Origin of the sequence: Bradyrhizobium sp. CCGUVB14 (assembly GCF_024199935.1) — a bacterium.
In the GTDB taxonomy this organism is placed as follows: domain Bacteria; phylum Pseudomonadota; class Alphaproteobacteria; order Rhizobiales; family Xanthobacteraceae; genus Bradyrhizobium.
Genome location: NZ_JANADS010000001.1, coordinates 4,138,495 through 4,152,250, shown reverse-complemented (window position 1 = coordinate 4,152,250; position 13,756 = coordinate 4,138,495). Strand labels below are relative to the sequence as shown.

The 13,756-nt window shown below is 64.6% G+C and carries 13 protein-coding genes; 8 read left to right on the top strand and 5 right to left on the bottom strand.

Features of this window, described 5'->3' with window-relative positions; genetic code table 11:
* Positions 1–28: 28 nt before the first annotated feature.
* Complete coding sequence (locus NLM32_RS19095) at positions 29–1,369, top strand: LLM class flavin-dependent oxidoreductase (protein WP_254130459.1); 1,341 nt, start codon at positions 29–31, stop codon at positions 1,367–1,369.
* 1 nt (position 1,370) lies between these two features.
* Here the strand turns inward: NLM32_RS19095 and NLM32_RS19090 are convergent, their stop codons facing one another.
* Positions 1,371–2,462, bottom strand: coding sequence for an LLM class flavin-dependent oxidoreductase (locus NLM32_RS19090; protein WP_254130458.1), 1,092 nt, complete (start codon positions 2,460–2,462; stop codon positions 1,371–1,373).
* A 357-nt stretch (positions 2,463–2,819) separates the two neighbouring features.
* Here NLM32_RS19090 and NLM32_RS19085 point away from each other — a divergent pair, with 357 nt between their 5' ends.
* From NLM32_RS19085 to epsC, 6 genes are read left to right on the top strand one after another with little or no spacing between them, the layout of a single operon-like run.
* Positions 2,820–3,596 carry an ABC transporter permease subunit gene (locus NLM32_RS19085; RefSeq protein WP_254135356.1) on the top strand — a complete coding sequence of 259 codons (777 nt, stop codon included), beginning with the start codon at positions 2,820–2,822 and terminating at the stop codon, positions 3,594–3,596.
* Positions 3,593–4,321: an ABC transporter ATP-binding protein gene (locus NLM32_RS19080; protein ID WP_254130457.1), complete on the top strand. Its 729-nt coding sequence runs from the start codon at positions 3,593–3,595 to the stop codon at positions 4,319–4,321. The genes NLM32_RS19085 and NLM32_RS19080 overlap by 4 nt, the downstream gene beginning before the upstream one ends.
* A 17-nt stretch (positions 4,322–4,338) precedes the next feature.
* Positions 4,339–5,343 carry an NrtA/SsuA/CpmA family ABC transporter substrate-binding protein gene (locus NLM32_RS19075; RefSeq protein WP_254130456.1) on the top strand — a complete coding sequence of 335 codons (1,005 nt, stop codon included), beginning with the start codon at positions 4,339–4,341 and terminating at the stop codon, positions 5,341–5,343.
* A gap of 23 nt (positions 5,344–5,366) precedes the next feature.
* Positions 5,367–6,599, top strand: a complete 1,233-nt coding sequence (locus NLM32_RS19070; RefSeq protein WP_254130455.1) for an acyl-CoA dehydrogenase — start codon at positions 5,367–5,369, stop codon at positions 6,597–6,599.
* A gap of 41 nt (positions 6,600–6,640) precedes the next feature.
* Positions 6,641–7,213 carry a flavin reductase family protein gene (locus NLM32_RS19065; protein WP_254130454.1) on the top strand — a complete coding sequence of 191 codons (573 nt, stop codon included), beginning with the start codon at positions 6,641–6,643 and terminating at the stop codon, positions 7,211–7,213.
* A gap of 6 nt (positions 7,214–7,219) precedes the next feature.
* Positions 7,220–8,164, top strand: coding sequence for a serine O-acetyltransferase EpsC (gene epsC, locus NLM32_RS19060; RefSeq protein ID WP_254130453.1), 945 nt, complete (start codon positions 7,220–7,222; stop codon positions 8,162–8,164).
* Here epsC and NLM32_RS19055 read toward each other — a convergent pair.
* The 4 genes from NLM32_RS19055 to NLM32_RS19040 are packed head-to-tail and all read right to left on the bottom strand — an operon-like array spanning position 8,161 to position 11,884.
* On the bottom strand, positions 8,161–9,027 hold the full coding sequence (locus NLM32_RS19055; RefSeq protein ID WP_254130452.1) for an ABC transporter permease: 867 nt from the start codon (positions 9,025–9,027) through the stop codon (positions 8,161–8,163). The genes epsC and NLM32_RS19055 overlap by 4 nt on opposite strands.
* Positions 9,020–9,880 (bottom strand): ABC transporter ATP-binding protein, encoded by an 861-nt coding sequence (locus NLM32_RS19050; RefSeq protein WP_254130451.1) that lies wholly within the window; start codon positions 9,878–9,880, stop codon positions 9,020–9,022. The genes NLM32_RS19055 and NLM32_RS19050 overlap by 8 nt, the downstream gene beginning before the upstream one ends.
* Positions 9,877–10,935 carry an ABC transporter substrate-binding protein gene (locus NLM32_RS19045; RefSeq protein ID WP_254130450.1) on the bottom strand — a complete coding sequence of 353 codons (1,059 nt, stop codon included), beginning with the start codon at positions 10,933–10,935 and terminating at the stop codon, positions 9,877–9,879. Before NLM32_RS19045 ends, NLM32_RS19050 begins: the two co-directional genes overlap by 4 nt.
* A gap of 22 nt (positions 10,936–10,957) precedes the next feature.
* Entirely contained in the window at positions 10,958–11,884 is a 927-nt protein-coding gene (locus tag NLM32_RS19040; RefSeq protein ID WP_254130449.1) for a TauD/TfdA family dioxygenase, read from the bottom strand.
* Positions 11,885–12,392: 508 nt separating this feature from the next.
* Between NLM32_RS19040 and NLM32_RS19035 the strand changes: the two genes are divergently transcribed.
* Entirely contained in the window at positions 12,393–13,736 is a 1,344-nt protein-coding gene (locus NLM32_RS19035; RefSeq protein WP_254130448.1) for an LLM class flavin-dependent oxidoreductase, read from the top strand.
* The last annotated feature ends 20 nt before the right edge of the window (positions 13,737–13,756 follow it).

The window sequence follows — 13,756 nt, the reverse complement described above, 5'->3', positions numbered from 1 at the left end:
TTTCAAGCTGCCGACTTTCGGAAAATTCATGCCGCAACGCCAACTGCACCTGAACGTCAATCTGCTTCACTCCGGCGTCTACCCATCGGCCTGGCGCCTGCCGGACAGCGACCCGCGCGCCTTCTTCGATCTCGGTCATTATGTGCGGGTGGCGCAGATTGCCGAGCGCGGGAAGTTTGACGCCATCTTTCTCGCGGACTCGCCGGCCGTAAACGATCGCATCGACTACCGATCGTTTACATCGCTGGAGCCGACCATCATTCTGGCAACGGTCGCCGCCGCGACAACGCACGTGGGACTGATCGGGACGGTGTCCACGACCTATAATGAGCCCTACAACATTGCGCGCCGCTTCGTGACGCTCGACCACGCCAGTGGCGGCCGCTCAGGATGGAATGCGGTGACGACGGCGGATGCCGCCTCAAGCCGCAATTTCGGCCTCACCGGTGCCCTGGAGCACAAGGCTCGCTACGAGCGCGCCAAGGAATTCACCGATGTCGTCCACGCCCTGTTCGACAGCTGGGAGGACGACGCCTTCGTCGGCGACAAGGCGAGCGCCAGGTTCGTGGATGTTTCGAAAGTGCATCCGATCGCTCATCGCGGCCCGCATTATTCGGTCGCCGGCCCCCTGAACGTGCCACGCTCGCCGCAGGGACGACCAGTCACGGTGCAGGCGGGCGGCTCCAGTGACGGCCGCGATTTCGCGGCGGCCTATGCAGAAGCAGTGTTCACGCTCGCCCAGAGCATTGAGGAAGGCGTCGCGTACGCACGCGATCTGCGCACGCGGGCCGCGGCTTACGGGCGCCCCGGCGATTCCATCGTCACTCTGCCGGGACTTGCGACCGTCATCGGCAGCACCGAGGCCGAGGCGAAGCGGCGGCAGGACGAACTCTGGGAGCTGGTGCCGGTCGAATACAGCCTGGCGCGTCTTGCCGGCACGCTTCAGATCGATCCCGCCCTGCTCGAGCTCGACAAGCCCCTGCCCGACCCTCTGCCCTTACCTGTCAACGCCAATCACACCATGTTCCAGGGTACGGTGAACCTCGCGCGGCGCGGCAACCTCACCGTCCGTCAATTGATCCGTGCGCTCGGCGGCGGCGTCGGCCATCGCATCATCGTCGGCACGCCGGAGCAGATCGCCGACGACATCGAGGCCTGGTTCAGGGCCGGCGCCGCCGACGGTTTTAATCTGATGCCGGACGTTCTGCCCACGGGGCTGGAGACCTTCGTCGATAGCGTCGTACCCATCCTGCAAGAGCGCGGATTGTTCCGGACCGAATACACCGGCACGACGCTGCGCGAGCATCTTGGTCTGCCGCGGCCCGCGAGCCGCTTCGCGAAGCGAGCGCCGGCGGTCGCGTCAGCCTGATTCACCCGAGCGACTGGGCCAGCTTCCCGGAAGGCCCGGTCGATTGCCGGGCGCGCACACGGGGGATGACCTCGTGCGCAAAGCGCCGCATCTCGGCCTCGAACGGCTGGAATTGCAGCATGAACAGCTCGATGCCGGCGGCATGGAAAGCCTCGATGCGCTCCGCAACCTCGGCGTAGCTGCCGACGAGCCCCGCGGCCGTCCCGCCATTGCTACCGACGCGCGGCGTCTTCTGCATCGTCTGCATCATCACGACCTTCGGATCGGTGTTCTGCTTCTGGATGGCTTTCATCGGCGCATCCTTTGCCGCCAGGCTCAGCAGCCGCTCATAGGCGGCCTGCGCCTGCTCGCGGGTCTCGCGCGCGACGACAAAGGCAGACAGACCGAAGCGCAATGCGGGCGCCGAACCGCGTGGACGGGCCGCGACATCCGCGATCAGGCCGGCGACATCGTCGAGCGGCTGACCGTTGATGAACCAGACGTCGCCTTGGCCGGCGACGAGATCACGCGCGGGCCCGGATTCTCCGCCGACATAGATGAGGGGGCGATTGCGGTAGAGGCTGGTCGGCCGCAGTGCATAGTCTGAGACGCTGAAGTGATCGCCGCCGAAATTGAGGCGTTCACCCTCCATCAGGCGGGACACCACGGATATCCATTCCTTGCCGTAGGCATAACGCGCATCATGCTCCGGAAAGCCGATCCCTGCCTTTTCCAGCTCCGGACGGTTCCAGGCATTGACCAGATTGATCGCAAACCGGCCGCGGCTGATGTTCTCGATCCCGAGCGCGAGCTTTGCCAGCACCACGGGATGATAGAGATACGGCTTGATCGCAGCGATGATCTCGATGCGCGTGGTCAGCGCCGCGATTGCAGCTGCAGCGCTCCACGCTTCGAGCTGATCGAGATCCTCCTGATGCGGGTTAATCGTGTGCTGCGCGATCAGCGTGGAATCGTAGCCAAGCTCCTCGGCCGCCAGGATGAGATCCCGGTTGCGCTCCCAGGATGCATCGTAGGGCTCTTCCGGGTCCTGATGCGCGGCACGCGGCCCGTGCACCAGCGCCCAGATGCCGAAGCGAAGAGGTGCGGTCGTCATCGTGCTCTCCCGTGAATCCCTTGGACCTGAGGCGTTCTCGCCAATGCCTGGCGCAAGATCAAGCAGACGAGACATCAAAAGATTTTCTTTGTCGCGCATGCGCGCTGCGACGACAGCGGATCACTCCGGACCGAACGACAATTGAAATACCGCTCTATTTCTGTCGGCTCGATTTCATGGGACATTTTGCGGCGACGGCAAGTCACCGGCGTCGCACCTGCTGCGTCGATTGCAGTGCGTGAAACGAGGTCTCGGGTCTTGAGCAATATCGAACTGAGCGACATCGACCGCGCGACGCTCGACGACAAATCGACGTCACAGACAGGCGATGGCACACGCGCTCCGACCTCGATCAGAATCAAGCTTGGCCCGCGTGGTCACCAGCTCCTCTCGTGGCTCGCACCCGCGGTGCTGGTTATCGTCTGGGAATGGCTGGCGCAGGCCGGATGGCTCTCGCCCCAAGTACTTCCCGCGCCAAGCAAGGTGATCCGGACCGCGTTCAAGCTGGCGACCACCGGAACCCTGTTGAACGATCTCGGCGTCAGCCTGTTGCGCGCGGCGGCGGGATTCGCGATCGGATCGGTCGTAGGCGCCGCACTTGGCACGCTTGTCGGCTTCTCGAAGATCGCGGAGGCTGCGATCGACCGCAGCGTGCAGATGATCCGCGCCGTGCCGTTTCTGGCTGTCCTGCCGCTCGTCATCGTCTGGCTCGGCGTCGGCGAGACGCAAAAGATCTTCCTGGTCGCGCTCGGCGTCACCTTCCCGATCTACATCAACACCGTGCTCGGCATCCGCCAGGTCGATCCGAAGCTGCTCGAGCTCGGCCGCGTCCAGGGCCTGAGCTCGATCGAGCTGATCCGCCGGATCATCCTGCCCGGTGCGCTGCCGTCGATCCTGACCGGCATCCGCTATGCGCTGGCGACGGCGTGGCTCGCGCTGGTCGTGGCTGAAACCATCGGCGCGCAATCGGGCATCGGCTTTCTCGCCATGGACGCGCGTGAATTCCTGCGCACCGACGTGATCGTGCTGACGATCGTGATCTATGCACTGATCGGCGTCGCGGCCGACGCCATCGCACGCTTCCTCGAACGCCGCCTGCTCGCCTGGCATCCGAATTACGGAGCACAGCGATGAACATTCATGTCGCGCCGCGATCGCGCACCTCTTTCGAATCCGGTCCGGCGGTCGTCGTCAGCAACCTCGTGCGCAGCTACGGCAGCCGCGTGGTCATCGACAGGCTGAACCTGCGGATCGAACGCGGCGAATTCGTCGCCCTGCTCGGCGAAAGCGGATGCGGCAAGACCACGTTGCTGCGCGCGCTCGCCGGCCTCGATTCGATTCAGGCCGGGCGCATCGTGGCACCGCGCCGGCCGGCCGTCGTGTTCCAGGAGCATCGGCTGCTGCCGTGGGACAGCCTCTGGCGCAACGTCTCGCTCGGCTTGCGGCTGCAGCATGCACGCGAACGCGCCGCCGAAGCGCTGACCGAGGTCGGCCTCGGCGACCGGCTCGATGACTGGCCGCGCAACCTGTCCGGCGGACAGGCCCAGCGTGTGGCACTTGCCCGCGCCCTGGTCCAGCAACCCGAGCTCCTGTTGCTCGACGAGCCCTTTGCCGCGCTGGATGCGCTTAGCCGCATCCGCATGCATCAGCTCGTTCGCGAGCTCGTCGCCAATCATCAGCCGGGCGTTCTGCTGGTCACCCACGATGTCGACGAGGCCATCGCGCTGGCCGACCGCATCCTGGTGATGCGGAACGGTGCCATTGCGTTCGAGCACCGCGCCGTGCGCGACGCATCGACGACGATTTCCCGCGCGGAGCTCCTCGGCGAGCTTGGCGTGAACTCTCATTCCACCAACTAGGTTACCGGAAGGCTCCTATGTCTCGCTCCTCGATCGCCAAACCGTCCCGGCGCAGCTTCCTTGGCACGGCAGCCTTCGGCGTCGGCGCGCTTGCCGGCATGACCATCGGCGATTTCGCCCATGCCGCCCCCGGTCGTACCACGGACACCGTGCGCATCACCTGGGGTCTCGGCGGCCTCAACGTGATCGCCAAGGAGCGCGGTGAATTCGAGAAGGTCCTGGCCAAGGATGGTATCAAGGTCGAGTGGCTTGGCCCGTTCCCGAACCATGCGCCAACCTTGCAGGCGGTGACCGGCGGCAGCGCCGACTTCAGTTTTGGCGGCAGCACCACGCCGGCACTGGCCGCGATCATCGCCGGCTCTCCGCTGGTATTCACGCAGTTCGTCGTCTACGAACCACGCACCACGGCGATCATCGCCAAGGACGGCTCCGGCATCGACAAGATCGAGGACCTCGTCGGCAAATCGGTCGCGGTGAACCGCTCCGGCCTCGGCGAGTTCCTACTGGTCGCAGCACTCGAGAAGCACAAGGTCGACCGCTCCGCGGTGAAGTTCGTTTATCTCAATCCGCCGGACGCGGCACCCGCACTTGCTTCCGGCAAGGTGGACGCCTGGTCGATGTGGAGTCCCGGCGTCGATATCGCCCGGCTCGAATACAAGGCGCACGACCTTTTTCTGGAAGGACGCGATCTCGATTTCCAGATCGATTACACGTCCTATCTCACCACCCGCAAATTCGCGACCGACAATCCCGCGCTGGTGCGCGCCGTCAACGCCGCGTTTCGTGCCGAAGGCAAATGGATCTCCGAGAATGCCAGGGAGGCCGAATACATCGCGCAGAAGATCGGCAAATACAGCGACGCCGTCCGCGACCAATTCATCGCGCTCAAGCGCCAGTACCGCTACTTCGCCGTCAATGATGAGCAGTTCGTCGGCGAGCTGCAAAAGGCCGCCGACTGGCTCGTCGCCCGCAAGGTTCTGCCCGAACCGGTCAAGGTGACCGATCACCTCGCGCAGCTCTGAGACCACTTCAACAGGCCAGGACAATGAACAAATCCGTATCCGCCCCCTCCCTGAACGCGTCAGAGCCGCTCAAGACCGGCTCGCCGGAACTGGAGGCGCTGCTCAACCAGATCGCAGAGGGCGCGAGCGTACGCGAACGCGATCGCGCGCTGCCCTTCGAGGTGATCGACCTCATCCGCCGCGCCCGTCTCGGCGCATTGCGGCTTCCCGTGAATGCCGGCGGCGCCGGCAGCACGATCCGCGATCTCTTCGCCTTCGTCATCCGCCTCGGCGAGGCCGATGCCAATGTCGCGCATATCCTGCGCAATCATTTCAGCGTGGTCGAGCGGCTGGTGCGCACGCCCAAGGATGAGCAGAGCCGTGACTGGCAGAGGGCGGTCGCGGAAGGCGCGATCATCGGGCTTGCCACGACCGAACTCGAAAGCCCCCGCGTCGGCAACGTGACGCCGGGCACGACCTTTACACCCGATGGCAGCGGCGACTACCTGCTGAACGGCACCAAATATTACAGCACCGGCACGCTGTACTCGGATTACGTCCTGGTCCGCGCGGCCGATCCATCGGGGGCGACCGGCGCAACGATCGTCCCGATCAAGCGCGAGGGCATCGAGCTGGTCGACGATTGGGACGGGCTCGGGCAGCGGCTCACCGCGACCGGCACGACCCACTTCCACAATGTGAAAGTCAGGCGCGAGGAAGTGGTCTTCGACGAGCCCGACTCCGGCTATGGCGTGCCCTACTCCAACACGTTCGCCCAGCTGTTCCTGACTGCGGTCGTTGCCGGCATCGCGCGAGCGACCCTGCGCGACGCCACGGCCCTCATCCATTCCCGCAAGCGCACCTTCTACTACGCGCCGACCGAGATCCCGACCGACGATCCCCTGCTTCAACAGACCGTCGGCCAGATCGCCAGCGGCGCCTTCGCGGCCGAAGCCGTGGTGCTGGCCGCCGCCGAAGCACTCGACGTCGCGACTGACGCGTTCGACGCCGGTGCCGCCAATGCGGCGGAAGCGGCCCACACCGCCGCCCTGCTCTCGGCCAAGGCCAAGATCATCGCGGACGATTTCGCCATCCGCGGCGGCAGCCTGCTGTTCGACGTCGGCGGCGCTTCCGCGACCAAGAAGGTCACCAATTTCGACCGCCACTGGCGCAACGCGCGAACGCTGTCCTCGCACAATCCAACCACTTACAAGGCGCGCTCGATCGGCCAATACGAGATCAGCGGCACACCGCTGCCGGCGAAGGGCTTCTTCTAGACAGGACAACGCCCTCGCGTCCGACACAAGGAGGTCAGGACATGGGAAGATCGGACATCCATCTCGTCACCGACGGCAACGAGATCGAACATCAGTTCCGCGCCGTGATGCGCCGCCTCGCCGGCGGCGTCAGCATCATCACGGCCGGCCGCGACGACGACATCACGGGGATGACCGTGACGTCCCTGACGTCGCTCAGCGCAAGCCCACCCCGGGTGCTGGTCAGCGTCAACCGACAGGCGTCGTCCTTTGCGCTGATCCAGCGCTTCGGCACGTTCGGCATCAACATTCTCGGCTCCGACCAGCAGGAGCTGGCGGACCGCTTCAGCGACAGCCGCCTGAAGGGGCCCCAGCGCTTCGAGGGCGTGCCCTGGTCTGCCGGCACCTCGGGCGTGCCGCTGCTCGGACACTCGTTGGCGACCGTCGAATGCCAGGTCGAGGAGATCATCGAGCGCTATTCTCACGGAATCATCGTCGGCAGCCTCCTGAGCTTCGACCTCTCGCGCGAGCTGTCGGGGCTGGTATACTGGAACGGGCAGTACATCGAGATCAAACACGATTTCGACCTCGATTTGCTCGCCGAGATCAGCATTCCGCTGGCACATGTCAGATGAGACCGCATGAAGCACGAACTCCCTCACGAACCGTCCGACGACAAGGGTCTCGACAGGCCGCCCCAGAAGCGCTGGCAGCTCGAGCAGCTCGTCGCCGCACTCCGCGTTTCTCGCGAGGAGACCCACAGCATCCGCCGGGATGGCGAAGCTCGCCGCGCGCCGTCGCGTGAAGCGCTTCAGGCGATCCTGGACGGCCTGACCGAGGCGCTGTTTCCACGCCATTACGGCCAGTTCGATCTCGACGGGGAGAATATCGACTATTTCGTCGGTAACCGTCTCAGTATCGCGCTCGACAGCCTGTGCGACCAGGTTCACCGCGCCGCGCTCTTCATCGGCGACGAGCTCACGGCCGGCTTCCGGCGCGACGACGCGATCGAGCTGACGCGCAAATTCGCCTCTGAGCTTGCGGACGTGCGCGGCCTGATCATCAGCGATCTCCGCGCCGCCTTCGTCGGCGACCCCGCCGCGCGGAACTTTCCGGAGATCCTGATCGGCTATCCCGGCATGACCGCGATCATCCATCACCGCCTGGCGCACATCCTCCACCAGCTCGGCGCGCGGCTGATTGCGCGGCTGGTGGCCGAGATCGCCCATACCCGAACCGGCATCGACATTCATCCGGGCGCGCGGATCGGCTCCGGCTTTTTCATCGATCACGGCACCGGCGTGGTGATCGGCGAGACCGCGATCATCGGGGACAATGTCCGCATCTACCAGGCCGTGACGCTCGGCGCCCGTCATTTCCCGACCGACGACGACGGCAATCTGATCAAGGGCGACGCCCGGCATCCGATCGTGGATGATGACGTCGTGATCTATGCCGGCGCCACGATCCTCGGCCGGATCACGATCGGCCGGGGCTCGACCATCGGCGGCAATGTCTGGGTGACCCAGGACGTGCCGCCGAACAGCATCGTGACGCAGGCCACCGCCCGCAACAAGCAGGGCTAAGTTGCCGGCGCCTTCCAGCGCATCAGGCGGCGCTCCAGCGCCTCGAGGATCGCGTTGAGAGCGAGGCCGATCATGGTGATGGCGAGGATGCCGAAATACATCTGCGGGATCAGGAAGCTGTACTGGCTGTTGATGATGAGATAACCGAGCCCGGACTTCGCGCCGACCATCTCGGAGGCCACCAGCACCAGCATGGCCGAGGCGCTCGCCAGGCGTATGCCGACAAAGATCGTCGGCAGCGACGCCGGCAGGATCACTTTCCGGAATAGCTGACTCGGCGTCGCCCCCATCGTCCGCGCCGATTTGACCAGAAGCGGATCGACCTGGCGAACCGCAGCGATCGTGTTCAGCAGCAGCGGCCAGGCGCAGCTGTAGATCACCATGGTCACCTTCGACAGCTCGCCGATCCCAAGCAGCAGGATGAAAACCGGCAACAACGCCAGCGGCGCCGTATTGCGCGCGATCTCGATGATCTGGTTCAAGACGTCACCGAGCCGGGCATACCATCCGGTGACCAAGCCGAGCGGCACCACCAGGGCGACTGCGATCACGAAGCCGCCAAGCGCCCGAAACAGGCTTGCGGCGACATCGTCGTAGAGCTCTCCCGATTGAGCAAGCTGCCAGCCCGCCGCAATCACCTCCGAGAACGGCGGCAGGAATGTCACATCCACCAGTCCCAACCGCGGCACGACCTCCCAGATCGCCAGAAACAGCACGACCAGCAAAGACCGCTGCCCTATGACGCCGAACCATCGCACCAGGCCGCCCGTCGCCGCGGCGACCGCGCCGGCCCGTCGCGCCGCCCGGTCTTTCGGGCTCCCCTCCGCGAGCTCCAGCAGCGTCAGTATCTCCAGATTAGACATGGGCCAACTCCTTCGCCTTTGCCACGCGCGCGTCTTCCGGCGCGCGGACCTGGGCGCCTTGCGCCTTCAACACTTCGTCGCGCAGCAAGGACCACACCTCGTGCCTGACATGGCCGAACTCCGGCAGCGAGCGGACGTCCCCGGTCTCGCTGTGCAACCCTGCGGGAATATCGACGATCTGCTTGATGCGGCCCGGACGCGAGGTCATCACCGCCACGCGTTGGCCGAGCACGACGGCTTCGTCGATGCCGTGGGTGATGAACAGGATGGTCTTCCCGGTGCTGCGCCAGATCCGCAACAGCTCGCCTTGCAGCGTTTCGCGCGTCTGGGCGTCGAGCGCCGCGAACGGCTCGTCCATCAGCAGCACCTCCGGATCGTAGGCGAGGCTTCGCGCGATCGCGACGCGTTGCTTCATGCCGCCGGAGAGCTCGTGCGGATAGCGGTCGGCAAAACCAGACAGCCCGACCAGATCGAGGTAGTGCAGCGCTCGCTCACGCCGCTCCCTGGCTCTCAGGCCGGCGATGTCGAGCCCAAACTCGACGTTCTGCGCAGCTGTCCGCCAGGGAAACAGCGCGTATTGCTGGAACACGATGCCGCGATCGCGTGCCGGCCCCTCGATGGCGTTGCCGTCGAGCAGGATGCGCCCGCTGCTGGGCAGCGTCAGTCCACCGAGCAAATCGAGCAAGGTCGACTTGCCGCAGCCACTCGGCCCAACCAGCGCCAGAAACTCGCCGGCCCGAACATCGAGCGTGATGTCGTCAAGCGCGGTGAAGCTCTGCGCCGGCCCACCGTCCTTGCCGCGAACCAGAAATTCCTTCCGCACATGCTCGAATCTGATCTTGGCGGTGGTCATTTGGCCTCCGCGGTCTTGCCGGGACGGAAGTAGTTGAACTCGTTGGTGTAGATGTCCGACGGCTTGAGCTGATCCGGCTTCAGCAACCCGTCCTTGACCAGCCAGTCGATCCAGACCTGGAGCTCGCCATCGCCGATCACGCCGCCCTTGGTCGCGACGCCCGTGCTCTTCCAGTACTTGATCGGCGTGGCGTCCTCGTTGCGCTTGCGTTCCGCGATGATGCGTTCGAACCGGGCGCGAACCTCTTCCGGCGGCGTCGTCTGCGCCCAGGCGATGGCACGGGACACCCCTTCGATCAGCTTGTGGGAGGTGTTGGGGTTGTCCTTGATGAACTTGTCCCGCAGCACATAGGACCCGCCCGTGAAGTTTCCGAAGATGTCCGAGTCCGCAAACAGCCTGCGGAGGCCGCCGCGTTCCAGCGCCTTGTCACGTAGGATGCCGCTGAGCGTGGTGACCTCGACCTGCCCCTGCCGCAGCGCCTGCTCGCCGGTGACCGGCGGGATCGCAACCAGCGTCACCTGCTTGGCTTCGGCCGGCGTCAAGCCGTTGCGGGCGAGGTATTCGCGCAGCACGAACTCCAGATGCGCGCCCAGCGTGTTGACCGCGACCTTCTTGCCGATCAGGTCGCGCGCGCTCTTGATCGGACTATCCTCCTTCACGTAGTAGCCGTTGTATGTGTTGTCGTCCGAGCCGTAATAGCCGACCACCGCCTTGATCGGCGCCTTGGCGGCGATCAGCTTGATGATCGCGCCATAGAAGGCGCCGCCGATGTCGATGTCGCCGGTGACGACGGTCTGGATGTCCTGCGGACCGCTGATGGTGTTGCCGACCCATTTCAGCTTGAGCGGGGCGAGATAGCCGAGATCGTCGGCCAGTTCGACAAAGGTCACCTGCCCGGCCCAGCCCTGGTAACAGATTTCGGACTTTTCGAGCTGTGGCTCGGCCACGGCGCTGCCGACGAGAGCGGTCAAGCCGAGGCCGGCCAAACCGAGCTGCCGGCTTCTTTCCCGCAGGCCGGCAACCAAACGACGTAACGCAGAGATCGTGATCTTCATTGTCTTCGCTCCCTTGCTCTGCTCAGGCCGCCTTCGCCTGCGGCTTCGCCGCCTTGACGCGGGTCACGCTGCTGCGGCCGTCGATGCTGACGGGTACCTCGCCATCGATGGTGGCGCGCCGGACCACGCGATGCTGGTCGCCGTAGTCGTTCACGGCGTAGTGCTGGGTCGCCCGATTGTCCCAGATCACCACGTCGCCTTGCCGCCAGTTCCACCGCACGGTGTTCTCGGGTGCGGTGATGTGCGACTGGAACAGGTCGAACAATTTCTGGCTGTCATATTTCGACAGGCCGACGAAGCGCTGGACGAAGTTGCCGAGAACCAGCGTCCGTTCGCCGGTTTCGGGATGGACGCGAACGACGGGATGCTCGGTCTCGTAGACGGTCGCCGTGAAGACCTCCTCGAACTGCTTGCGATCGGCTTCGCTCGCGCGGGTCTTGACCGCATAATCGTAGGCATTGCTGTGCACCGCCCACAGCTCATCCGCGAGCTTGCGAAGCGGAGCCGGCAGATCGAGATAGGACGCAGCCGTGTTCGACCAGATCGTATCGCCGCCGAACTCGGGGATCACGACGCCGCGCAGAACCGAGATCTTTGGATAGGCGTCGACGAAGGTGACGTCGGTATGCCACTGGTCGGCCCGGCCGCCACCCCGGCCGGAATCAAGCTCCAGGATCGACGCCGTTCCCTTCGTCGCACCGACGGTCGGATGCGGCACCAGCTTGCCGAGACGAACGGCGAAGCGCTCCTGCTCGGCGTCGTCGAGATGGTTCTGGTCGCGAAGGAAGATGACCTTGTGCTCGAGCAGCACCCGATTGATCGCGGAGATCGTCTGGTCCGGCAGATCGCCCGAGAGCCTGATATTCCTGATCTCTGCGCCGATCCGCGCCGACCGTTTGACGATATCCGCGCGCGGAATGACGTTGTCGATGGTGATTCCGTCAGTCATGTCATCTTCCCCGAGACCGCGATCCATTTGGACAAAGCTCCGCCGTTCGCCGATCGCTGATGCAATGGCGGAGTGAGAACAGGTGATGATGGTGATCGATCCTCTTGCGCGCTCGCCGTCTGCTCTGGCGGCGATCGCGTCTGGCGGGATCTTTCCGTAGTGGCTGCATCAATGCAGCGTCGTACTCAGTCAGAGGATGCTAACTCAGCGCTTTCGGAAATGGCTTCCAAAGATTGAACGGCGCGGGGAATAGTTGCATTCGCGAAAACATCAGCGGCGAAACGCCGACCCACTCTCGCCTGAGGACACGGCATCGCGACCACCGCGATGCTAGTCCTGAACATACACATCTCGAATAGATCGGCGGGCGCATCACGCACCATCTCCGTTCGCCGGCTTTCCCGCAACTTCATGCTCGCATCGCACTCAACAACGCAAATCCATTCCATCGACAATGACGCGATCGGCGACATAGATTTTGCGCAGGCCGAACTCGGGGCGTTTCGATATGAGCAATCAACGGCAGCTTGTTCTCAATCTCTTCATCTATCCCGGCGGCCACCACGAGGCCGCATGGCGCTACAGGGGCTCTGAGCCGGACCGCATTCTCGACATCGCCTATTATCAGGAATTGGCGCAGCGCGCCGAGGCGAGCAAGTTCGACGCCATCTTCTTCGCCGATGGCCCGGCACTCGCCGACAACGTCCGCTACGCCCAGCGCTTTCGCTTCGAGCCGATCACCTGGCTCGCGGCCATCGCGGCCGTGACGAAACGCATCGGCCTGATCGCGACGGCATCCACCACCTACACAGAGCCCTACAATCTGGCGCGCCTGTTCGCATCGCTCGACCATCTCAGCCGCGGCCGCGCCGGCTGGAACATCGTCACCACCAGCGCGCCCCAGGCCGCGCAGAATTTTGGGTTGCCCGAACATCCGCCGCACCACGAGCGCTACGAGCGTGCCCACGAATATCTCGACGTGATCTCACGGCTCTGGGACAGCTGGGAGGATGACGCGCTCGTCAACGATCCCGGCTCCGGCATCTTCGCCGATACCAGCAAGATCCACACGCTCGATCATGTCGGCAAGCATTTTCGCGTACGTGGCCCTCTCAACATCTCGCGCGTGCCACAGGGCCGGCCGGTCTATGTGCAGGCCGGCGCCTCCGACGACGGCCGCGCCTTCGCCGCCCGATACGCGGAGGCGATCTTCACCGCGCATCAAACCCTGGATTCAGCGAAGGCGTTCTTTGCTGACATCAAGCGCCAGGCCCGCGCCTTCGACCGAGGCCCCGACGAGATCAAGATCCTGCCCGGTATCAGTCCCTTCATCGGCAGCACGCAAGCCGAGGCGGACCGCCTCCAGGACGAATTCAACGCGCTGATCCAGCCCGAATATTCCCTGACGCAATTGCGCCAGATGATCGGCCTCGATCTCACCGGCTACGATCTCGATGGTCCCGTCCCGCGCCATCTCATCGACACCGCGAGCGCGCGCGGCGTTGCCAGCCGCTTCAAGCTCGTGGTCGACATCGTCGATCGCGAGAAGCCGACCATTCGCCAGCTGGTACAGCGGCTTGCCGGCGCGCGTGGACATTGGGTCATTGCCGGCACGCCGGAAAAGATCGCCGACAACATCCAGACCTGGTTCGAGGGCGGCGCGGCGGACGGCTTCAACGTGATGCCGCCCTGGCTGCCCGGCGGCTTCGACGTCTTTGCCGAGCAGGTCGTTCCGATCCTGCGCAAGCGCGGCCTAATCCGCGAGGACTACACCGGAACAACGCTGCGGGAGCATTACGGCCTCGCACGTCCCGCCAGCATCTACTCCAACGCGGTCAAGGCCATCGCCTGACGCCGCTTCCGCACTCATAT